Source organism: Lentzea sp. JNUCC 0626 (genome assembly GCF_043632865.1).
In the GTDB taxonomy this organism is placed as follows: domain Bacteria; phylum Actinomycetota; class Actinomycetes; order Mycobacteriales; family Pseudonocardiaceae; genus Lentzea.
On record NZ_CP171635.1, the window covers coordinates 2352693 to 2375662 of the forward strand.

Below are 22970 nucleotides of genomic sequence, written 5' to 3' on the forward strand. Positions count from 1 at the left end.
GACGGTTTGGGCGAACGCGTGCGGGGTACCTCCGTCTGATCGGAACGAAAGGCGGACAGTGGATCCCGCTCCCCTGCTCTACACCGGTGCGGGCCTCGCGACGCTCGCCGCCGCGTTGCTGCCGCGCCTGCTCGACCGGGCGCCGGTGTCCATGCCGATGGTGTTCCTCGGGGCGGGCGCGCTGACGTTCGCGGTCGTGGAACCGTTGCCCGACCCCGATCCCGTGGCGCACAGCACCGTGCTGCTGCACCTGGCGGAGATCTGCGTGATCATCTCGTTGATGGGTGCGGGACTCGCCCTCAACCGCGCGGTCAGCCTGCGCGGCTGGGCGACGACGTGGCGGCTGCTCGCGATCACGATGCCGTTGACGATGCTGCTGGTGGGACTGCTCGGCTGGGGCGCGCTCGGGCTGGGGGTGGCGGGTTCGGTGCTGCTCGCCGCGGCACTCGCGCCCACCGATCCCGTGCTGGCGAGCGAGGTGCAGGTCGCGGAACCCGCCGAGCACCCCGAGTCCGACGAGGACGAGGCGCGGTTCGGGCTCACCTCCGAGGCCGGTCTCAACGACGGGCTCGCGTTTCCGTTCACCTACGCGGCCATCGCGATCAGCCTGGTCGGCGCGGCGCCCTCGGCGTGGTTCGGGCACTGGCTCGCGGTCGACGTGCTGTGGCGGATCTCCTCCGCCGTGGTGATCGGGTGGGTCGCCGGGTGGTTGCTGGGCAAGCTGTTCTTCTCGGTGCCGTCCGAGAAGTTCCGGCTCGCCGAGCACGCCGAGGGGTTCGTGGCGATCGCGGCGACGTTCCTCGCGTACGGGCTCACCGAACTCGTCGAGGGCTACGGCTTCATCGCGGTGTTCGTCTGCGCCTGCGCGATCCGGGCGGCCGAGCGGCACCACGGGTACCACCAGGTGCTGCACCGGTTCGTCGAGCAGATCGAGCGGATGCTGACGGTGCTGATCGTGTTCCTGCTCGGCGGGGCGGCGGTGACCGGGCTGCTGGCGGGCACGGGCTGGCGCGAGGTGCTGGTCGCGGCGGTGATCCTGCTGGTCGTGCGGCCGTTGACGGGCTGGATCGGTCAGCTGCGGGGCCGCACCGGGCCGCGGGAACGGTCCGTCATCGCGTTCTTCGGCGTGCGCGGGATCGGGTCGCTGTTCTACGTCACGTACGCGCTGCAGGAGGGCGAGTTCGCCGGTGAGCAGCACGCGTTGTGGCGGGCCGTCGGGCTGGTCGTGATCGGGTCGATCGTGCTGCACGGGCTGTCGGCGTCGCCGGTGATGTGGCTGCTCGACCGGCGCCGGGAGGAGAAGGCCGAGGCGAGGCACGGCGACAAGGGGAAGGCGAACACCACGCCGGTATGAGATCGCCCGCGCCGGGTATCCCCCGGCGACGGGAGGTGACATGAGCACCGAGCTCAACATCAGCCTGCTGACCTGGGCGCTCACCATCGGCTTCGTCGTCGCGTTGCTGACCGTGGACCTCGTGGTCGCGGCGAAGCGGCCCCACCACGTCGGGATGAAGGAAGCCGCCGTGTGGTCGGTGGCCTACGTGGCCATCGCGCTGGGATTCGGCCTGTGGTTCACGCTGCACTACGGCAGCGGGCCGGGCACCGAGTACTTCGTGGGCTACCTGGTCGAGAAGAGCCTCTCCGTCGACAACCTCTTCGTGTTCGTGATCATCATGACCACGTTCGCGGTACCGGACGAGCACCGGCACAAGGTGCTCACGTTCGGCATCGTGCTGGCGTTGCTGATGCGGGCGATCTTCATCGCGCTCGGCGCGACGCTGCTCTCGTTGTTCTCCTTCGTGTTCCTGCTCTTCGGGCTGCTGCTGATCTTCACGGCCGTGCAGCTGTTCCGGCACCGCGACGAGGAGCCGGACATCGAGAACAACGTCGTCGTCCGCACCTCGCGCCGCGTGCTGCCGCTCACCGACGACTACCAGGGCGGCGAGCTGTTCACGCGGGACGGCGGCAAGCGGGTGGCGACGCCGTTGTTCCTGGTGCTGGTGGCGATCGGCACCATCGACCTGCTGTTCGCGCTCGACTCCATCCCGGCGGTCTTCGGCATCACCGCGCAGCCGTACGTGGTGTTCTGCGTGAACGCGTTCGCACTGCTGGGGTTGCGGGCGTTGTTCTTCCTCGTGCAGGGGCTGCTGGACCGGTTGGTGTACCTGTCGGTGGGGCTGTCGCTGATCCTCGCGTTCATCGGGGTGAAGCTGATCCTGCAGTGGTTGCACGAGGACGTGAGCAAGAGCGTGCCGGAGATCCCCACGCTGCTGAGTCTCGTGGTGATCGCCGTGGTGCTCGCGGTCGTGACGATCGCGAGTCTGGTCAAGACCAAACGCGACCCGAGTGCGAAGGCACGGCCGGGTTCGTTGCGGACCCGGCGGGAACGCGCCGACGCGAAACGGGAGCGCGGCTAGTCTTTCCGCCATGTTGGTCGGCCGGCAGTCCGAACGGGACCGCGTCGCTCAGTCGGTGCTGGAGGCTTCCTCCGGTCGCAGCGCGGCTTTGGTGCTGCGCGGGGACACCGGGGTCGGCAAGTCGGCGTTGCTCGACGACGCCGTGGCGGCGGCCGGAGACGTGCGGGTGCTGCGCGGGGTCGGCATCGAGTCGGAGGCCGAGCTGGCGTTCGGCGCGTTGCACCTGCTGCTCTACCCCCACCTCGACCGGCTCGACCTGTTGCCCGCACCGCAGGCGGCGGCGTTGCGCGGGGCGTTCGGGCTGAGCGACGCGCCGGCCACGCCGTTCCTGATCGGGGCGGCGACGCTGACGTTGCTCGCCGAACTCGCGGCCGAGAAACCGGTGCTGTGCGTGGTGGACGACGCGCAGTGGCTCGATCGCGGGTCGTCGGACGCGTTGCTGTTCGCGGCGCGAAGATTCCAGGCCGATCCGGTGGCGATGCTGTTCGCGGTGCGCGAGACGGCGGTGCCGTTCCCGACGCCCGGCCTCGCGGAACTGCGGCTGGCCGCGCTGCCACCGGACGAAGCGGCGGCGTTGCTCGACGAACGCAGTCCCGGGCTGACCGCGCCGATGCGGGCGCGGGTGCTGGAGGAGGCGGGTGGCAACCCGCTCGCGTTGCTCGAACTCGGCGCGGCCCGGCTGGCGGCGCAACGCGAGGGCAGGGCGGAACCCGCGCACCAGGTCGGGCCGCTGCCGGTGACCCGCCGGGTGCAGGACTCGTTCCGCGCGCAGATCGCCGGGCTGCCGGGGCCGTGCCAGTCGATCCTGCTGGTCGCCGCCGCTGACCGGTTCGCGGGCATGGACACCGTGCTGCGGGTCGCTCGTGCCGTCGGCGCGGACACCTCCGACCTGGCCGCCGCCGAACGGGCCGGGCTGATCAGCGTGGCTGACGGCGAGTTGGCGTTCCGGCATCCGCTCGTGCGGGCCGCCGCCTACCAGTGCGCCACGCACCACCAGCGCCTCGCCGTGCACCGCGCGTTCGCCGAGGCGCTGACCTCCCCCGACGTCCTCGACCGCCGCACCTGGCACCTCGCCGCAGCCACCACCGAGCCCGACGAGGCCGTGGCCGCCGAACTGGAACGCACGGCGCTGCGGGCCGAACGGCGGGGTGGCGCGATGGCCGTGTCCGCCGCGTACGACCGGGCCGGACGGCTGAGCGTCGATCCGGAACTGAAGGCGCGGCGCATCGCCAAGGCCGCGCTGGCGGCCTACGACGCGGGCAAGCCCGACCGCGCGGCCCGCCTCGCCGTCGAGGTCACGTCGCTGACCGGCGATCCGGGCGTGCTCGCGGACGCGACGTTGCTGCGCGGCCAGATCGAGTACGAGCGCACCTCCCCCGAGGCCGACGCGGCGTTCGCCTGCCGGGCCGCGCGGCTGGTGCTCGTCAGCGATCCCGAACGCGCGGTCGTGATGCTGACCGAGATGATCTGCGCCGGACGGGACGCGGGCGCGTTGCCGCTGGTCGCCGAGGGTGGCTCGTTGATGAGGAGCCTCGAACTGGAGGCCGGGTCGCACGCTCGCGCCGCCGCCGACGCCCTGATCAGCTGGGGCGAGGTGCTGGCCGGACGGCCGACGGCCGCGCCGTTGCGGACGATGCTCGACATCGGGCTCGAGCAGGACGTGGACCTCATGCACCGGGTCGTCGCGGGGTTCAGCGGGCTCATGCTGGCCGACGACGAGGCGACCGTCGCGGTGATGGACCTGATGCTCGCCGAGGTGCGCGCGATCGGTGCGTTGACCTGGGTGCCGTACGCGCAGGAGGTCGCCGCGTTCGCGCAGGCGCTGCGCGGGGAGTTCCTCTCGGCGGCGGCCTGTGTGGCCGAGGCGGAGGCGTTGAGCAGCGAGTTCGGCATGGAGATGGAGGTCGCCGTGCTGCGGTCGACGTCCGTGTGGCTCGCCGCCGTGACGGGCGACGAGGACCGTTGCCGTGCGCTGGCCGCCGAGGTGCTGCCGGTGTTGGAGGGCAAGCACGCCGTGGGCAGCGCATTCGTCTGCTGGGGTCTCGGGCTGCTCGACCTGGCCGCCGGCCGGTACGCCGCCGCGTTCGAGGCGCTGCGGAAGGTGTGCACCGGTCCGGCGCGGCACGACTTCGTGATCCGCGCGGTCGCGGACCTGGTGGAGGCGGCGGTGCGGGACGGTCGCGCCGCCGACGTGGCCGAGCCGTTCGCCGCGCTGCGCCAGTGGGCGTCCGAAGTGGACAGTCCGGCCGCGACGGCGTTGCTGCGGCGGTGCGAGGCGCTGCTGGCGGACTCCGAGGAGCACTTCCAGGCGTCGCTGGCGGTCGGCACCGGGCGGTTCGACGAGGCCAGGACCCACCTGCTGTACGGGGAGTGGTTGCGCCGCAGGAGACGCCGGGGTGACGCCCGAGTCCACCTGGAGGCCGCGCTCACCGGCTTCACCCGCTGCGGCGCGGCGATCTGGCGGGACCGGGCCGCCACCGAACTCGGCGAACGGCCGGAGCAGCAGCTCGCCGACGACCCGCTGAAGGACCTGACACCGCAGGAGGTGCAGGTCGTTCGGCTCGCGGCGGCAGGCCTGAGCAACAAAGAGATCGGCGCGCAGCTGTTCCTGAGCCCGCGCACGATCGGGCACCACCTGTACCGCGCGTACCCGAAGCTCGGGGTCACCCGCCGGATCGAACTGGCGCAACTCGGCCTCGGATGACTTACCCGCGCACCGGTCACCGCGCGGCACACCAGTCACGTGACCGATGTGGACCACCCCGGCCCCGGCCTAGCTTTGCTGCGACGAGAGGAGCAGCAAGATGTTGCTGGAGAACAAGACCGCGGTGATCTACGGGGGCGGTGGCACGATCGGCGGGGCGATGGCGGACGCGTTCGCCGCCGAGGGCGCGCGGGTGTTCCTCGCGGGCCGCACCCCGGCGAAGCTGGAGGTGGTCGCCGACCGCGTCCGGGCCGCCGGCGGTCAGGCCGAGACGGCCGTGGTCGACGCCCTGGACGCGTCTTCGGTGAACGACCACATCGACGCCGTCGTCGAGAAGACCGGCAGCGTCGACATCTCGGTCAACGTGATCACGGTCGAGGCGCTCTTCCAGCCGCTCGCCGACATCCCGACCGCCGACTTCGTCGCGGCCATCGGCAAGGGCCTCACCACCCAGCTGATCACCACGAAGGCCGCGGCCCGGCACATGGTGAAGCAGGAGTCCGGTGTGCTGCTGTTCTTCGGCGGCTCCGACCACGCGAACATCCACCCCGGCATGGGCAACGTGCAGATCGGCATGGACGCCGTCGACTCGTTGCGCAAGCAGTGGGGTGTCGAGCTGGCGCCGCACGGCATCCGCACCGTGACGTTGCTGACCGGCGGCATCATCGACTCGTTCCCGGACATCCCGGAGATGGACGCCGCGCGGCAGGGCATCATCGACGCCTCGCCGATGAAGCGCGCCGCGACGTCGTCCGACGTGGGCGCGGTGGCGGCGTTCGTGGCGTCCGACAAGGGCCGCACGATCACGTCGACGCAGGTCAACATCTCGTGCGGCGCCTGCTACGGCTGAGCCTTCCTAACCGACCACCAGCCGGGCCCGTGCCACCGAGCGCAGGGTCCGGCTGCGGCCGATCCCGGTGTGCTCGAACGGCACCAGCATCATCTCGTCCGCACCCAGCCGCTCCGCGAGCGCGTCGATCTCGCGCATCACCTTCTCCGGGCCGCCGCGGATCACCTGGGCGTCTTCGAGGGCCTGCCCGGCGAGGTAGCGCAGGCGGGTCTCGAGGACGTCGGTGCCCTCACGTCGTTGCACCTCGCTCAACGCCACCACCATCGCCTCGTCCTCGGCGAGGTCGTCGGTGTCCGCGCAGACGACGTTGACCGAGGCGATGACGTACGGGCTCTCCCCGACGAACGCCGAACGGTAGCGGTCGACAGCCGCCGGACGGGCCTTCGTCGCGCCGAGGTGGTGGCCGTAGACGAACGGCAGCCCGCGTTCGGCGGCGATCCGCGCGCCGTTCTCGCTGGCGCCCAGCACGAACAGCTCCGGCGGGTTGCCGATCCGCGGTGACATCGGCAGCGCGGTGAACTCGTGGCCCTCCGGGAACGAGTCGTGCAGCCAGTTCACCAGTTCGTCGATCAACGCCGGGAAGTCGGCGGTGGCGCGCGGGCCCCGGTGCAGGGCGCGGTCCAGCGCGGTGCTCGCGGTGTTGCCGCCGGACGACCGGCCCACGCCGAGGTCCACCCGGCCGTTGTGCAGTGCCTGCAGGACGGCGAACTGCTCGGCAACGACCAGCGGAGCGTGGTTCGGGAGCATCACTCCACCCGAGCCGACACGCAAAGACGTTGTGGCAGCAGCGATGTAGGCGAGCAGAACGGCAGGAGAGCTGCCCGCCGTCGCCGGGGCCGCGTGGTGTTCGGCGACCCAGAACCGGTGGTAGCCGTGCTGTTCCGCGGTTCTGGCCACCTCGACGACGTCCCGCAGCGACTGCTCCGGCGTGCGGCCGGGACCGACCACGGCGAGGTCGAGCACCGACAGTTCCATGGGTCTCCTAGTTGCTCGGCGTGGGCACGAGAAGGGCGATCAGGGCGAGTGCGCCCAGGCAGACGGCGAAGAGTCCCGCGGTGGCGGAGAACGTCAGGTGGGCCAGCACGATGCCCGCCGCTCCCGGCCCGAGTGGTTGCAGCAGTTGGGAAGCGAACCCGCTGGCCGCCGTCACCCGGCCGTAGACGTCCTCCGGCACGGCCTTGGCCATGATCGTCGCGAGCACCGCGCCGATCAACGGGGTGAGCAGGCACAATGCCGAGAAGGCCGCCACGAACGGCACCGTGCCGCCACCGGACCAGGCGACCGTCAGGAGTACCGCGCCGAGCACCGGACCGGCCATCAGCACGGCCCGCAACGAGAGCCTCTTCGCCGCGTACGGCACGAGCAACGACCCCGCGAGGCCCGCCAGCGCGGCCGAGCTCATCGCCACGCCGACCGCCGCCGCACCACCGGGTTGCGTCGCCGCGCCCAGGATCAGGGCGTAGCTCAACGCCGAGAAGATCAGGTTCAACAGTGCGAAGTAGACGGACGAGATCCGCAGGAACCGGTCTCTGACCACGTATCTGAGTCCGGCGCTGACCTCGGGCCAGAAGGCTTCTCGCTTCGCCGGAGCGGCCGGAGCCGGGGTGCGGGCGAGCAGGAAGATGCACCAGGCGGACACGGCGAACGTGACGGCGTTGGCCGCGAAGGGAATCCACGGCGCGAGCGCGATCAGCACACCGGCGACGGCGGGCGCGGCGATGCTCGCCCCGTACATCCGCGCCTGGTTCAGCGAGACCGCGTGGCCGAGCTGGTCCGGGGGCACGACCCGGCGCACGACCTTGTTCTGCGCGGGCCGGAACGCCTCCACCGCGACGGCCGACACGACCACCACGAGCAGCGCCACCCACAACGGCAGCGTGCCCGCCAGCAGCCACGCGGTCGCCACGACGACCACGCCGAGCCGGGCGATGTCACTGACCAGCATCAGCGCCCGCGAGTCGTACCGGTCGGCCAGGTAGCCCGACGGCACCCGGACGACCATGCCGACCACCAGCACCACCGTGCCGATCAGGCCCGCCTCCGCCGGGCCGTACCCGGCGGCGAGCAGGACCAGCGGCAACGCGAGGCCCGCCATCGCCGAGCCGAAGTCCGACAGCGCCTGCCCGATCCACAGCAACCGGAACTCCCGGTTGCGGCGCAGCGGAACCTCGACTTCGTCCACCGCTGTCATCGCGGGTCCCCGAGCAGGTCGTCGAGGACGAAGTTCAGGTTGGTGCGGGCGCCGGGCGCGGTGCGGCGGAACCGGTCGAGGAACAGCGTGACGCCGGCCGATCCGGTGGCGAGGTCGGCGCTCTCGCGCAACGTCTGCTCGCCGGGGAACACGATGCCCTCCGGCCGTTCGGTGGCGCTGCACAACACCGACGCGGCACACCGTTCGGCGTCGCCGAGCAGGTCCGGGTCCCCGAGGAACTCGTAGGCGTCGAGCAGCGTGTTGCCCATGCCCGCGACGCCGTGGAAGAGCTGCGGGAACACGACGTACTTGCGGCGGACGTCCGGCAGCAGCTGGTCGATCCGGTCGCGCCACCGTCCGGTCACGTGGTGGTAGCGCAGCGTCGTGGTGAGGATGCCCGCGGTGCCCTCGTCCCAGTAGGCGCGCAGCACCTCGGTCGGATTGTCCTCAGTGGACACGACCGGCGGGAACGTGAACAGGCCGCCGGGGGTGTACTCGCCCTGGGACAGGTCGAACTCCAGCGCGGCCTCGCCCAGCCCGAGGACCTCGGCGTCGCCGGTGGCCGCGTGCAGCGCGAGCAGGAACATCGCGACACCGGCCGCGCCGTAGCCGTAACCGACCGGGACGTCCCCCTCGGGGCCCGGCCAGTGCGCGCGGTCGTCGTCCCGGATCGCGGTGGCCGCGAGGTGGGCGCCGATGTTCTGCGCGCGGTCGAGGAACTCGTCGAGGCCCGTGTCGCGCCACAACCTCAGGCACGCCATGCCGTGACCGGCCGCGCCGATCAGCACGCCGGGTTCGGTCAGCAGCAGCGGGTGGTCGGCGCTGCCTCGCATCGTGGCGATCGCGAGGTCCCGGAGGCCGAGTTGCGACTGCGCCCAGGCGACGCCGGCCGTGCCGTAGTAGAGACCGGGCGGGATCATCGGGTGCGTGGTGGAGCGTTGCAACGTCCAGCCGAGCAGCTCGTCGGGGACCTCGCCGCGGATCGTGTGCAGGGCCAGGAGCGTGCCGTAAGCACCGTGTGCCAACGAGAGCGGGTTCGTCTCGAACACCAGCAGGTCGGCCGGGAACAGCCGGTCCTCGCGCTGCGGTGTCGCGGTGGTGAGCACGTAGTCGGCGACGCCGTCGAGGGTTTCGTCGATCCGCTTGTGCAGTCGCGCGCTCGCCGCCTTCTCCGGGACGGCGCGGACGGCCAGCGGCGGCGGCTGCGTCCAGGCCGTGCCGAACGGGAGGTCGACGAGACGTTGCCGAAGCGTTGCGGGGTCGGGCAGTTCGGCGTTCTCGTCGTAGAGGTCGCCGATCAGGTCGACGAGTTCCTGCGGCAGGTCGAGGTCGGCGGCGGCTTCGGCGAACAGCCGGCGCGGGACGTCCTGTTCCATGACGTCGGCCTGCTGGCACATGAGCACGCACGACAGGATCACGCCGCCGAGCGCGTAGTAGTCGGTGCGGCGGTCGCCCTTGCGCACGGCGAGGCTTCTTCTCGTCACCATGCCCGGGGTGCTCAGGCCCGCGCCCGTGTCGACGCCCTCGTGGAACGCCGACTCCAGGTCGATGATGCCGATGCGGTCGCCGGGCTGGACGATGATGTTGGTCGGCGAGAGGTCGCCGAGCACGATGCCGCGCTCGTGGCAGACCGCGATGGCGTCGGCGATCTGCACCCACATGTCGCGGAACCGCGAGTAGTAGTCGGTGAGGCGGCCGGGCGTGAGGTCGAGGGCGTAGATCGGGTTCTCGATGATGCTGAACCGGCCGATCGGCGTGCCCGGCAGGTACTCCTCGACGAGGTAGGCGTGTTCCCACTCGGTGAAGTACGCGATCGGTTTGACGAACAGGCCGGTGTCGGCGAGATCGGTCAGCAGGTCGTACTCGTGCTTGAGGAGCCCGACCGCGTCCACGCCGTTGGGGCCGACCTCGACGCCGGGGCGCGCCTCGCGCAGCACGATGTCGGCGCCGGTCTCGGTGTCGTAGCCCTTGTAGACGCCGCCCCGGTTGCTCTGCAGGAAGGCGCTCTCGACGACGAACCTGCCGTTCGCCAGCGCGGTCTTGCTCTTCCCCGGCTTCGCTTTCGGGCGCGGGAACGGGTCCTCCGCCCACTCCGGGACCGTCCAATAGGGAGTGCGGACGTCCGGGACGCGCGTGCCGTCCGGGGCGTTGATCATCAGCTCTCTGACTCCTCCCGGCCTGAGCCGGAAGAAGCTGCGGAAGCCGCCGTAGCGGTAGTAGACGACCCTCGATCCCGGGAACCGGCGGTCCGACAACAGGTACGGGCCGTCGAAGCCTTCCAGTGCCTTGGTCAGCGCCTGGCCGACGGCGTGGAACTCCTCGGCGCCCACTGGGTAGACGGTGATGAACTTGCCGCTGGAGCCACGCGGGAACGACTTGCCGTTCGCCTCCTGCACAGCGGCGGGGTCCATCAGGAACTTGAACCGGACGTTCGCGCTGAGCAGCACGGGCAATGCGGCCTTCAGCACCTCGGCGGAGTTGTGCGAGGTGGCGGAAACGTGCAGCTTCCAGCCCTCGCCGGGCATCGGCACGTCCGGCGGCTCGGAGACGATCCAGTGCGCGCGCCGGGTCAGCTTCCACTCGGCGGGCATCACGGCGCGGTACTCGCGGAAGTGCTCCGCGGTCGGCGGGCGTTGCGTGAAGTCCTCGAACCACCTCGGGTGGTGCATCATGTAGGACACCACCGTCTCCCAGCTGACCTGCATTCCGCTCCTCCGTCCGGTGGGTTCCCCTGGGTGTAGCCGCGTGGCCCGGGACGTGCCCGGGCCACGCGCGGTGCGAGACGTCAGCAGCTGCCGCCGGCGCAGGAGCTGCAGCTCATGGCGGGGCTGCTGTAGCCCAGCGCCTTGTCGGACTCCAGGGACTGCAGGCCCAGCACGTCCGCGCTGTGGGCCTCGACCTCGTCGGACTCGGTCTCTTCCGGCTGCGGGTTCGCGGTCTCGTCAGACATGGTTTCTCCCTGTTGCGATAGGGGCTTGGGTGTCACGCCGGCCGCTGGGCGATCGGCGACGGGGAGAACGCTAGGAACGCCCGCCACAAACCCGGTATGCATCCGGTTAAACCGTTGTCTCTTCTAGGTTTTCTCTGGTTCGCGGAGTTCCTTGCTACGTCCTTTTCGGACTGCTCAACGGTGGCTGTCTGCCCTTATACCGAACTCAAACCGCCCCGCAAGCGCCCGCCCCACACTCGGTGCAGGACGAGGAGGTGGGCGAATGCGGCTGGCCGAGATCATGGCTCTGCGCCAGGACGTCTGCGCGGGTGTCCTGGTGACCCTGACCGAACGGTGCCCCCTGCACTGCGCACACTGCTCCTTCGCCGCGGGCCTGCGCGGCCGCCACCTGGACGCCGACCACCTGCTCCGCTTCGTGAGCACCCTCGACCGCCGCCGCCCACCTCAGCTCCTGATGCTGACCGGCGGCGAACCACTCCTGCGCCCGGACCTGGTGGCCCGAACCGCCCTGGCCGCCAACACAGCAGGTACCAGAACCGCAGTCCTGACCGGCGCCTTCTTCGCGCGCGGCGGCGACATCCCGGCCCCGATCCGCCGAGCCGCCCGCGCCGTGGACCACCTCTCCCTCAGCCTCGACGTCTTCCACGAGCGAGAAGTCCCCCGCGCAGACGTCTTCGAGGTGCTCCGCGCGCTGCTGCGCGACGGCACCGCCACCAGCCTGCACGTCACCGGCACGGGCCCCGACGACCCGTACCTCGCCGAGGTCACCGCCCAGGTCGAAACGGAATTCGGCGAGGACGTCCCGATGCTCGTGGCCGGCGTCCAACCACTCGGCCGTGCGGCGTCCTGGGCGCAGGCGGTCCCTGTCGCGGACGGCTCGGTGGCGCCGTGCGCCACCGCCGCCTGGCCGGTGATCGCGGTGGACGGAGTGGTGGTGGCGTGCTGCAACCAGGACGTGGTGGACGGGCGGATGCGCCCGGATCACCTGGTGCTGGGCGACATCGCTCGGTCGGACTGGGCCGATGTGCAGGAGCGCGCCCAGGCCCGGCCGGTGCTGCGGATGGTGCGCACGGTGGGCCCGCTGCACATCGCGGCCCGCGCGCAAGCCAACTGCGCCAGCCACCTCGCGGCCGCCGCACCTGCCACCGGCACCACGGACACGGCGCCCCACCAGCTCTCACCCGCAGTCCCCCACCAGCCAAGCGACTCACCCGCCCGCCAGCTCCCCATCGCCTCCGTCACCCACCCCGCCCCACCTCCCAGCCCCACACCCTCGGAACCCGGCAGCTACTGCGGCACCTGCCATCTCCTCCCCCACTCCCCCGGTGCCCTCGCCTGGGCCACCCGCGCGGGCTCCGGTCCCGTCGGCGAACTCCTCCAAGCCGCCGCCCGAGACCGCTCCGGCGGCCCCCAGGCCCTGCTGCGCCGGCACGGCATCCCCCGCTACGCCCACCTCGTAGGCGGTGAAGCATGAGCGTCGACCTCCAGCCGATCCTCGATCTCGTCACCCCCACCCTCCGCCGCAGCGCCGCCGCCCTCTGGCAACCCGACGGACTGCGCGAGCGCTACGGCCGCTACCTCTCCGAGATGCACGCGGTCATCAAGGCCTCGGTTCCGTTGATGGAACTGGCCTTCACGCGCTGCACCGGCCGGGATCCGGTGAGCGTCCGGTTGCGCCAGTACCTGCCCGCGCACATCGAGGAGGAGCTCGGCCACGACGACTGGCTGCTCGACGACATGCGGGTCGCCGGGCTAGACCCCGAGGCCGAACTGCTGCGGGCGCCGTCGGTTCAGGTCGTGCGGCTCGTCGGGCCGCAGTACTACTGGATCAACCACGGTCATCCGGTGGCGTTGCTCGGGTACATGGCGGTGCTGGAGGGGAACTCGCCGTCGCCCGGGCTCGCCGGACTGCTCGCCCACCGAACGGGCCTGCCGGACAAGGCTTTCGACACGCTGCGGCACCACGCCGACGCCGATCCCGGCCACAGCGACGACATCTTCGCGGTGCTCGCGGAGCTGGAACTCAGTGCCGCCCAGCGCGCGGCCGTTCGTGCCAGTGCGCTGCACACCGCTGCCGCGCTGATCGACCTCTTCGACCACCTGACCCTGGAGGCCCGCAGTGAGCTCCGAGTTTGACACCAACCTCGACGCGTTGGCAGCAGCAGGTTTTCCCGTCGACTCGTGCACCGACGAGCAGCGCGCCGTGTTCGGTGAGCTGTCCGGCCAGGAGTTGGAGTTGATCCTCGACATCAAGCGGCGCCTCGACGAGGTCGAGCCCGAGGTGCAGGCCCATTCGGTCGTCGCGGGCGCGGCGTTGTTCTAGGCGGCGTCTGACAATTCCGTCGGGCGACAGTGGCAGCCGAGGGATCCGCGGGCCGCGCCTCTCACCAAACGAAATTCTCAGACACCGCCTAGGGGGATGACGTGGAACAACGCAAACTCGTGACGGTCCTGTTCTGCGACCTCGTCGGGTCGACGGAGTTGTCCGGGATCCTGGAGCCGGAGCTGCTGCGGTCGATCGTGCTGCGCTACTTCGACACCGCGCGCGAACGGATCGAAGGCCACGGCGGCACGGTCGAGAAGTTCATCGGTGACGCCGTCATGGCCGTGTTCGGCGTGCCGGTGGTGCGCGAGGACGACGCCCGGCGCGGCACGGCGGCGGCACTCGACATCATCGCGGGCCTCGACGAGCTCAACGTCGACCTGGAGGAGAGCTTCGGCTGCCGCCTGGCCGTGCGGATCGGCGTCAACACCGGCGAGGTCGTCGCCACGTCCGCGGTGGGCGCCAACGAGAACCTCGTCGCCGGCGAGGTCGTCAACGTCGCCGCGCGGCTCGAGCAGAACGCGGGCCCCGGCGAGGTGCTGATCGGACCGGTGACGCGCGCGCTGCTCGGCTCGACGGCCGACGTGGAGGAGGTCGGCGCGCTGGCGTTGAAGGGAAAGCGCGACCCCGTCATCGCCTACCGGGTGCACTCGGTGCAGACCCACGCCGACCGCACGCTGCCGTCGGACGTCCCGTTCGTCGGGAGGGCGGCGGAACTCGGCGTGCTCGCCGACCGGTGGGCCGAGGTGCTGCAGGGACGCGGTCAGCACCTGACGATCAGCGGCGAGGCGGGCATCGGCAAGACGCGGCTGATCCAGGAGTGGTTGCCCGCCAACGCCTTCGTGGGCGCCGGACGCTGCCACCCGTACCGCGACCAGGCGAGCCTCGCACCACTGGCCCAGGCCGTGCGGGGAATCCTCGACGCGGCGGAAACCCAAGCCGGCCCGCACCCCGCGGCCGCACAGGTCGGCACCGACGGCCCTGCCCTTCAGCTCCTGCGCTCGGGCCTGCTCCGCGACGGCGCCCCCGGCCACTCCGCCGACGCCACCTTCCACGCCGTCGCCACCGTCCTCACCGACCTGGCCGCCACCCACCCGGTGGTGCTGGTCATCGACGACCTCCAGTGGGCCGACCGCACCCTGCTCGAAGGCATCACCCAACTCGCCGAGTCACTCAAAGCAGCACGGGTCATGCTGGTCTGCGCCGGCCGAGGCCTGACCGACGCCGCCGTGACCCTGCACGTCACTCCCCTGACCCCGGACGAATCGGCCCGCCTGGCCGCCGAACTGGTGCCGGTGCAGGCCCACGGCCCCACGGTCCTCGACCGCGTGATCGACCGAGCCGAAGGCAACCCGCTCTACCTCGAACAGCTCGTGGCCATGCTCGACGACGGCGCCGACCCCGACACCCTCCCGGTCACGGTGACCGCCGTCCTGGCCGCCCGGATCGACGCCCTCGACGCACCGGACCGGGTCGTGCTGGACGCGGCAGCCGTGGTCGGCAGGCAGTTCGCGGCGAACAAGGCCGTCACGCTGGCCGAGTCCTCCGCCTCCGTCGGCGAACTCATGCGGCGCGGCCTCGTCGAACCGGCGGCCCGGGACTACCGGTTCCACAGTGGACTCCTCAGAGACGTGACCTACCACGGCATCAGCAAGCGCCGCCGGGCCGACTGGCACGAACAGCTGGCCGCCCAGGACGCCACCGGACACCACCTCGAACAGGCCTACCTGCATCGACACGGCCTGGGCATGCGCGACGCCCACACCAGCGGCCTGCGGTGCCAGGCAGCCGAGGTGCTCACGAGCGCCGCCCGCACCGCACTCGGCCGAGCCGACCTGTCCTGGGCGGAAGACCTGGGCAGCAGAGCACTGTCCCTCACCAGAACCGACGACCCCTGGTGGACGACAGCCGCACAGGTGGTGGCCGAAACGAGAATCGCCACCGGCGACCCCGCCACCGAACTCCTCCAGCAGATCATCGACATCGGCGACGCGAAGGCCGCAGCCCACGCCCGTCTCCAGCTACCGGCATCCCCGAAGGACCGAGCCGAGACGGCAAGGCAGGCCCTCCCGACGTTCGAAACCGAGAACGACCATCTGGGCCAGGCCCGCTGCCTCATCCGGATCGCCCAGGAACAGCAGATCCAGGGCAACCACGCGGCCGCCGAACAACTCCTGACCAACGCCCTCACCCACGCCGAAGCCGCCCCGGAACAGGCGATGGCCCTGGGCGCGCTGGGCATCTCGCTCTGGCACGGCCCAGCGCAGGCAGCGCAGGCAACACGCCGCTGCCGAGCACTGCTGGCCGAACACGACCACGACGTCATAGCCCTCACCCTCAACTACCCGCTGGCCAACCTCCTGGCCCTGCAAGGCGAACACGACCAGGCCAAGACCCACCTCCAGGCAGCCGAGAGGTTCGCCAGGGAACTCGGCTACGCGGAAGCCGCGATCGTCGGCCCGCTGTTCGCCGCCGGAGTCGCAGCCCTCGCCGGCCGTCTCGACGAAGCCGAACGCCTGCTGCGCGAAACCCTCCGCCAGGCCAACGGCATCGAGAGCATCACCGCCACCACCCGACGAGAACTGGCCAGAATCCTGCTGCGCCAAGGCAAACCGGCGGAGTTCACCCCGGCCGACAACCTGGCCGCGCCGGAAGCCGCCGACCAACTGGGCATCCAGGCACGAATCACCCAAGACCCGGAACTGGCCGAAGAAGCCGTGGCACTGGCGCTGACCACCGAGTCGCCGATCACCCAGGCCACCGCCTACCTCGACCTGGCCGCGACGAGCGGAGACGGGCAAGCAGCCGAACGGGCCGAGGAGTTGTTCCGCGGCAAGGGACACGTCGTGGGCGAGCGCATCGCCGCCCGACTGAGAAAGGCGGTGCGGTGACCCGCACACTGAGCTGGGGCCTGCGCAACCAGGGCCCCGACGACATCGGCGTCGACGCCATCGCACTCGGCCAGGTCGACCAGGAGTGGGCCTGGGGCGGGTCGACCGGCGCCGGCGTCCGGGTCTGCGTGGTCGACAGCGGGGTCGACGGCGACCACCCGATGGTCGGCCCCGTCACGAGTTCGCACGAGGTGGTCAAGGGCGAGAACGGCCCGGAGGTGCGGCCCGCCGAGCACCGCGACACGTGCGGCCACGGCACGGCGTGCGCCGGGATCATCCGCCAGATGGCCCCGGACTGCGAGCTGCACAGCGTCCGGGTGCTCGGCGAACGGTTCTCCGGCAGCGGCGACTTCCTGCTGACCGGGCTGCGATGGGCCGTGGAGCAGGGTTTCGACGTCATCAACATGAGCCTCTCGACCACCCGCACGAAGTTCGCGCAGGACCTGCACGAACTGGCCGACGAGGCGTACTTCGGGCGGTCGGCGATCGTCGCCTCGGCGCACAACACGCCCGTGGTGAGCTTCCCGTGGCGGTTCTGCTCGGTGCTGTCGGTCGGCAGCCACCAGGAGTCCGATCCCGACCTGTACCTGTACAACCCGGCGCCACCGGTGGAGTTCTTCGCGATGGGACGGGACGTGGTGGTGGCGTGGCCCGGCGGCGGCACGGCCCGCACGACCGGCAACAGCTTCGCGACGCCCCGGATCGCCGGGCTGGCGGCGTTGATCCTCGCCAAGCACCCCGGCCTGACGATCTTCCAGCTCAAGACCGTGCTGTACCTGGCCGCGGCGAACGTCCGCACGGAGAAATGAGGTTCTGGCCGTGACACTCGACGTCTCACCGGCTCCCGGCGGTACCCGCGCGCTGCTCCAGTCGATCGTGGAGGTCGCGAGGGCGATCTTCGGCGCGGCGGCGAGCTCGGTGTTCCTGCTCGACGACGCCGCGGGCGAACTCGTCTTCGAGGCCGTCGCCGGTGAGGGGCAGGACTTCCTGATCGGCACGCGCATCCCCGCCAACCGGGGCATCGCGGGCTGGGTGGTGAGCTCCGGGCAGGCGATGATCGTGGACGACCTGAGGGACAACAACACCTTCGCCCGCGACATCGCCGAGTCCACCCAGTACGTGCCGAACGCCCTGATGGCGGCGCCGTTGCTGGCCGACGGGCAGGTGCTCGGCGTGCTCCAGGTGCTGGACCCCGCCGAGCAGAGCCGTTCGGACCTCGGCGACCTCGACCTGCTGGCGTTGTTCGCGCACCAGGCCGCGACCGCGTTGCGCGTCGCCAAGGGGTGCGCGCGGTGCGGGCCGGACACCGACCCGCTCGCCAGCATCGACCCCGACGAACTGGTCGACGTGTTCAGGGACTTCCTGCGGCATCGAAATGGATGAGGCCGGGACGCGGGAACGGCACCACTGTCGCAGCCTGCTCTGGCGCCGCCCGCTCCGCGGTCTCCCGCAGCAACCAGTACACCGCCGCGGGCATGTCGTAGCTGGCCTCGCAGGCGACGACCTCGGCGTCCGGCGCGGTCAGCACGTTGGCCTCCAGCAACGACTCCAGCAGCAGATCCTCCGATGTGGACAGTCCGGCGAGCGCGGCGGCGATCCCGCCGTGCCCGAACGGCGGCGGGGGCAGCTGGGCGATCCGGTGGCAGGCGGCCCGGTGCTGGTCGCTCAGGCCGCGGTACCAGCGGGTCAGCCGGTCGCGCAGGGTCAGCCCGCCCACCGCGAGTTCGTCGAGCACCCGGCGCTGGTCGGTCAGCCGGTCCGCGAACTCGCCCAGCGCGAGGTGCCGCAACGTCGCCAGCTTGGCCGCCGCGATCCGGATGGCCAGCGGGGAACGCTCGCAGCCGTCGAGGATGCGCCGCACGGCGTCGCGGTCGGCGAGCACCCGGCTGGAGCCGACGACCCGGCCGAGCAGTTCGCGGCTCTCCGCGTCGCCCAACGGCGGCAGCGGCACGCGCAGGACCGACTCCAGGCCGCTCAGCCACGTGCTGCCGGCCACGATCACCGCGCTGGCCCCGGAACCTGGCAGCACCGCGCGCACCACGTCCTCGTGGGTCGCGTTGTCCAGGACGATCAGCAGCTTGCGGCGGGCGATCCAGCGGCGCCACCGGCCGAGCGGCTGCGGGCCGGGGTCCTGGCCGGACAGGTCGAGCAGTTCGGCGAGCACCCGCTCGGCCGGTATCGCGGTGCCGTCGCCGTCCGCGAGGTCGACGAGCACCTGCCCGTCGGGGAACGTGTCGCGCAGCAGGTGGGCGACGTGCACGGCGAACGCGGTCTTGCCGCTGCCGACCGGCCCGGACACCAGCACCACGTCGAGCCCGTGCGGGCTGGTGAGGTGCGCGAGCACCTGTCCCGCCTCGGCGCGCCTGCCCACGAAGTCCGGCACGTCGCGCGGCAGCTGGTTGCCCGGCGTGTGCCCACCGGCCCAGCTCGCCGGTGCGGCGGCGCCGTCGAGCAGTTGCCGGTACACCAGCGACAACTCGGGCCCGGGGTCGACGCCGAGTTCGTCGGCCAGCGTCCGGCGCACGTGTTCGTAGTGCGCCAACGCCTCTCGCACGCGACCGGCCGCGGCGAGCGACCGGATCCACGCCGCGCCAAGGCGTTCGCGCAGGGCGTGCGGCCGGACGTGGTCGCCCAGCCGGTCGAGTGCCTGCTGGTGGTCGCCCGCTGCCACCGCGAGCTCCGCCCAGTCCTCCAGCACGACGAGGAACAACTCCTGTCTTCGCCCCAGTTCGGCGGCGAGGCTCGGGTCGTCGGCGAACTCCGCGAGCGGCCGCTGCCACAACCCGATCGCCTGTCCCAGCAGGTCCGCCGCCGCCTCGGTGTCCGCGCCGCGCAGCAGTTGCCTGCCCTGCCGGGCGAGCGCCTCGAACCGCAGCAGGTCGCACTCGGCCGGCCCCAGGCTCAGCCGGTAACCGTTGCCCGCGTGGCAGAGCCGCTCGCCGAACACGCGACGCAGCTTGGAGACGTAGACCTGGAGGTTCTTGAGGGCCGTGCGGGGTGGCGCGTCGCCCCACAGCGCGTCGAGCAGCTCCTTCACCGACACCACGCAGTTCGCCCGGCACAACAGATGCGCGAGCAGCAACCGCTGCTTCGGGCCGCCGATGTCCGCGGGCCTGCCGTCGGCAAGGACGGTGAACACGTCGAACGTCCTGCACTCGACGGAACCCGGTGAATGAATCACGTGATCGTCCCTTCTTCCCGGTCGAGGATCACGGGACGGGATTGGGACGACGTTGGACCCGGATTGGGGCGGACCCGGACCTGCTCGGACAGCGAGGTTTCCGGGGTGGTGAAAGCGCTCTCCGGTCAGCCCGGCGAGCGAGCGCTCAGCACCAGCTCGGCGATCCGCGCCTCCGAGCGCTTGCGCCACGTCTCGCAGCCCATGGCGGCGTTGTGCCGCATGCCCTTGCCCAGCAACACCAACGCGAGATCGATCTCCCCGGCCGCGGCGGCGATCTCCCCGAGGAAGTGGTCGATCGAGCCCCAGCACAGGATCGCGGACCCGGTCGTGACGCTGCGCCCGGTGTACCGCATCAGCCTCGCCAGCGCGTACCGGCAGGACTCGACGTCGCCGCACAGCGCCCAGGTGTACGCGCGCAGCACCATTTGCATGAGCCACAACCAGTCCTGCGGCGGCTCGGGCAGCACTCCGGCCGCGGGACAGTTCCGCCGCGCCGACGCGACATCGCCCTGCAACGCCTGCATCAGGCCGAGGTGCTCGGCGCTCACCGGGCTGCCGGGCACGTTGCGGCTCGCCAGCACGCGGGCGGCGTCGGCGAACCTGCCCTCGTCGATCAGCCACGACATGAGCTGCGCGACGATCGCGGGCTCGGAACCCCACACCGTCTGCCGGTGCACCTCGAAGACCTGCTCCGACAACCGCACCGCGGTCCGGGTGTCGCCGGACAGGCCGGCGCGCATCGCCGTCCACCACCGCAGGTGCACGTCGACCTCGGGCAGCTGGATCAGCTGGTTGGCCTCCGCGCACGCGTCGATATCGGCCTGGGCGGCAGGCATGTCGCCCGCCTCCAGGAACGTCAGCGCCCGCCGCAGCTTCACCCGAGGGATCCAGTCCGCGTTGATCTCGGGCAGGGCGGCCAGTTCCACCTGCTCCTCGACGATCCGGCGGCGTTCGTCCAACGTGTCGGCGTGCCGGATCGCCTGGTGCCGCAGGTGCAGCACGCACATCAGCAACACCGGATCGCCGAGTCTGCGCGCCATCGCCACAGCGGTCGCGGACGGCTGGTCGGCCTCGTCCACGTCCGGCCCGGTCTCGAAGTACCGTTCGGTCGCGATCGCGGCGAGCGACAGGCACCGCAACGGCGAATCCTCCTGCGGCAGTTGACGAAGCGCCTCCCGCAGGGCGTCCAGCACGGTGTGCTCGACCACCCGGTAGTCGCGCATCGTCCAGAAGGACTCGGTGCAGTAGGTGGTGGCGGCGATCGCGAGCGCCTCGGGATCGCCCAGCCGTCCGGCGACGCTGATCGCCCGCCGCAACACGGAAGTCGCCTGTTGTTCCAGTCCCGCACGGCAACTCGCGCGCCCGAGCCGCACCAGCACGTCGAACAACCGGCGGGTCTCCTCGGTGGTGCGCGGCGCCGCGTGGCGGTCGATCACGTCGACGACCGACGCCAGCACCGTCGCCGCGTGCTGGTAGGCGTGCACGCGTTCGGCCCGGCCGGCGGCCGCCCGACCGGCCTCGATCGCCTCCTCCGCGTGTCCGACCGACGCGGCCTCCAGCCAGTGGAACGCCACCACGTCCAGGGCGTCATCCCCTTGTGCCCGCTGGGAAAGCACTCGTCCGATGGTGGCGTGCCAGTGCGCCGAACGCAGCTGCGACAACGACGAACGGACGGTGTCGCGCACCAGCGCGTGGCTGAACCGGTAGTGGCCGGGCGTCGCGCCTTCGGCCACCAGGCCCCAGCTCAGCGCCGCGTCGAGCACGTCCAGCAACGGCGCGGCGGACATCCCGGCGACGTCCGCCAGCACGTCCGCGCGGAACTCCTCGCCGATCATCGCCGCCGCCACCAGCACCGCGCCCGCCTCGCCGGGCAGGCTGCGCAGGCGGTGCTGGATCAGATCGCGCGTGCCGTGCGGCAACACCTCGGCCAGCTTTCCCGGCGCCACCTCGGTCAGCAGTCTCGCGAGCTCCACGACGTGAAAGGGGTTTCCACCGGAGCGTTGGAAGACGACCCGTGCCGCGTCGGGCTGCCCGGCGTCCGGCCAGTCCGCCAGCACCTCGTCCACCTCGGCCTCGGTCAGCCGCCGCAACGGCCAGCGCGTCGCCCAGCGCCCGGTGAGCTGCGCCAGCACTCCCGCGACCGGCTCGGTCAGGTCGGCGCCGTCCCGGCTGGCGGCGAGCAGCAGCAACGGCAACTCGGGCAGCATCGTCGTCAGCACCCGCAGCACCACCACGGAATCCGGGTCCGCCCAGTGCAGGTCGTCGAGGATCAGCAGCACCGGGCGGCGGCGCACGGCCTCCGCGACCACCTCGGCGATCGCGCCGTGCACCCCGCTCTCCCGCGGCAGCGCGGCCGATCCGGTGTCGAGCAACGCGCCGAGCCCGACCCGATCCGCCAACGCGCGCAACGGTTCGTCGCCGTCCAGCAGGGTTCGCAGCACCGAGACCCACGGCCAGAACGCCGGTGCGCCCTCGCTGTCCGGGCAGCGCCCGAGCACCACGGTGAACCCGAGGCCTCGTCCCATCGCGGCCGCCGCCTCGGCCACCCGCGTCTTGCCGATGCCCGGTTCGCCGGTGACCAGGAACAGTTGCCCCTGCCCGGTTCCCGCCGCCGCGAACGCCTGCCCGAGCGACCGCAACACGTCCCCGCGACCGGGCAACACCTCCGGCGCGACCACCCGAACGGGGGTGCTGACGAGGTCGAGAGCGCTGTCCTGGTTGAGGATCGCCTGCTCCAGGTGCCGCAGCGCCGCCATCGGTTCGATGCCGAGTTCCGACACCAGCGACCGGCGCGCGTCGCGCAACGCCGTCAGCGCGTCGGCCTGCCGCCCGCTGCGGTAGAGCGCGAGGGCGAGCATCTCCCATCTGCGTTCCCGCAACGGTTCCGCGGCCACCAGCAGTCGCAACGCCACCGCGGCCTGCACCGGCTGCCCGACCGCGAGTTCGGCGGCGGCGTGATCTTCCTGGGCGGCGAGCCGCAGTTCTTCCAGTTCGGCGGCCGCCGTGGCCGCGAAGGACTCCCCGGCGAACTCGCCGAAAGCCGGGCCCTGCCACAGTTTCAGCGCGATCTCGAGGTCGGTGAGCGCGTCCAGCGGACGGCCCTGCGCCCGTGCGGCCGCCGCCGACGCGACCAGAGCGCGGAACCGCACGGCGTCGAACTCGTCCGGCGCGACCAGCAGCCGGTAGCCCTCAGGAGAGGTGGCCAGCACGGTCTCCGCCGCACGCGGCGCGCGGTTCGGTTCCAGTGCCCTGCGCAGATTCGCGACGTACGCGCGCAACGTGCCCACCGCCGTTGCGGGCGCGGACACACCCCAGACCGCGTCGATCAGCCGGTGCACCGCCACAGCCGAACCAGGCTCGACCAGCAACGCCGCCAGCACCCGCCGCTGCTTGGGGCCGCCGAGGTCGATGCCCCGGCCCTCCTGATACGCCCCGACCGCCCCGAGCACCGTCCACCACATGA

General features: G+C 71.6%; 16 protein-coding genes. 10 read left to right on the forward strand and 6 right to left on the reverse strand.

Translation table 11 applies throughout. The annotated features are described in order from the left end of the window. Positions 1-58 precede the first annotated feature (58 nt). From JNUCC0626_RS10505 to JNUCC0626_RS10520, 4 genes are all read left to right on the forward strand, one after another. Positions 59-1354, forward strand: coding sequence for a cation:proton antiporter (locus JNUCC0626_RS10505; protein ID WP_394619503.1), 1296 nt, complete (start codon positions 59-61; stop codon positions 1352-1354). A 40-nt stretch (positions 1355-1394) separates the two neighbouring features. Beyond that, on the forward strand, positions 1395-2417 hold the full coding sequence (locus tag JNUCC0626_RS10510; protein ID WP_394619504.1) for a TerC/Alx family metal homeostasis membrane protein: 1023 nt from the start codon (positions 1395-1397) through the stop codon (positions 2415-2417). A 10-nt stretch (positions 2418-2427) separates the two neighbouring features. Then, the gene (locus tag JNUCC0626_RS10515; protein ID WP_394619505.1) at positions 2428-5121 is read left to right on the forward strand and encodes a helix-turn-helix transcriptional regulator; all 2694 of its coding nucleotides are present in this window, start codon (positions 2428-2430) and stop codon (positions 5119-5121) included. A gap of 100 nt (positions 5122-5221) precedes the next feature. Then, entirely contained in the window at positions 5222-5971 is a 750-nt protein-coding gene (locus JNUCC0626_RS10520; RefSeq protein WP_394619506.1) for an SDR family NAD(P)-dependent oxidoreductase, read from the forward strand. Between the two features lie 6 nt (positions 5972-5977). On the opposite strand, the gene JNUCC0626_RS10525 is transcribed toward JNUCC0626_RS10520, so the two are convergent. The 4 genes from JNUCC0626_RS10525 to JNUCC0626_RS10540 all read right to left on the reverse strand — a co-directional run bounded on the left by JNUCC0626_RS10525 (position 5978) and on the right by JNUCC0626_RS10540 (position 11112). Next, positions 5978-6946, reverse strand: a complete 969-nt coding sequence (locus JNUCC0626_RS10525; protein WP_394619507.1) for an MsnO8 family LLM class oxidoreductase — start codon at positions 6944-6946, stop codon at positions 5978-5980. 7 nt (positions 6947-6953) lie between these two features. Then, on the reverse strand, positions 6954-8162 hold the full coding sequence (locus JNUCC0626_RS10530) for an MFS transporter (protein WP_394619508.1): 1209 nt from the start codon (positions 8160-8162) through the stop codon (positions 6954-6956). Next, on the reverse strand, positions 8159-10867 hold the full coding sequence (gene lanKC, locus JNUCC0626_RS10535; protein ID WP_394619509.1) for a class III lanthionine synthetase LanKC: 2709 nt from the start codon (positions 10865-10867) through the stop codon (positions 8159-8161). Before lanKC ends, JNUCC0626_RS10530 begins: the two co-directional genes overlap by 4 nt. 80 nt (positions 10868-10947) lie before the next feature. Next, the gene (locus JNUCC0626_RS10540) at positions 10948-11112 is read right to left on the reverse strand and encodes a hypothetical protein (protein WP_394619510.1); all 165 of its coding nucleotides are present in this window, start codon (positions 11110-11112) and stop codon (positions 10948-10950) included. Between the two features lie 262 nt (positions 11113-11374). Here JNUCC0626_RS10540 and JNUCC0626_RS10545 point away from each other — a divergent pair, with 262 nt between their 5' ends. The 6 genes from JNUCC0626_RS10545 (at position 11375) to JNUCC0626_RS10570 (ending at position 17709) form a co-directional block, all read left to right on the forward strand. Then, positions 11375-12586, forward strand: coding sequence for a radical SAM protein (locus JNUCC0626_RS10545; protein ID WP_394619511.1), 1212 nt, complete (start codon positions 11375-11377; stop codon positions 12584-12586). After that, on the forward strand, positions 12583-13248 hold the full coding sequence (locus JNUCC0626_RS10550) for an iron-containing redox enzyme family protein (protein WP_394619512.1): 666 nt from the start codon (positions 12583-12585) through the stop codon (positions 13246-13248). Before JNUCC0626_RS10545 ends, JNUCC0626_RS10550 begins: the two co-directional genes overlap by 4 nt. Beyond that, positions 13232-13435, forward strand: coding sequence for an aroma-sacti cluster domain-containing protein (locus JNUCC0626_RS10555; RefSeq protein ID WP_382441806.1), 204 nt, complete (start codon positions 13232-13234; stop codon positions 13433-13435). The genes JNUCC0626_RS10550 and JNUCC0626_RS10555 overlap by 17 nt, the downstream gene beginning before the upstream one ends. 101 nt (positions 13436-13536) lie before the next feature. After that, the gene (locus tag JNUCC0626_RS10560) at positions 13537-16326 is read left to right on the forward strand and encodes an AAA family ATPase (protein WP_394619513.1); all 2790 of its coding nucleotides are present in this window, start codon (positions 13537-13539) and stop codon (positions 16324-16326) included. Further along, entirely contained in the window at positions 16323-17135 is an 813-nt protein-coding gene (locus JNUCC0626_RS10565) for a S8 family peptidase (protein WP_394619514.1), read from the forward strand. Before JNUCC0626_RS10560 ends, JNUCC0626_RS10565 begins: the two co-directional genes overlap by 4 nt. A gap of 10 nt (positions 17136-17145) precedes the next feature. Continuing rightward, positions 17146-17709 carry a GAF domain-containing protein gene (locus JNUCC0626_RS10570; RefSeq protein WP_394619515.1) on the forward strand — a complete coding sequence of 188 codons (564 nt, stop codon included), beginning with the start codon at positions 17146-17148 and terminating at the stop codon, positions 17707-17709. Here the strand turns inward: JNUCC0626_RS10570 and JNUCC0626_RS10575 are convergent. Beyond that, a complete protein-coding gene (locus JNUCC0626_RS10575; RefSeq protein WP_394619516.1) occupies positions 17678-19465 on the reverse strand; it encodes an AfsR/SARP family transcriptional regulator in 1788 nt (595 codons plus the stop codon). The two genes, JNUCC0626_RS10570 and JNUCC0626_RS10575, sit on opposite strands and share 32 nt — an antisense overlap. Before the next feature lie 167 nt (positions 19466-19632). Beyond that, positions 19633-22968, reverse strand: coding sequence for a BTAD domain-containing putative transcriptional regulator (locus JNUCC0626_RS10580; RefSeq protein WP_394619517.1), 3336 nt, complete (start codon positions 22966-22968; stop codon positions 19633-19635). Positions 22969-22970: the final 2 nt, after the last annotated feature.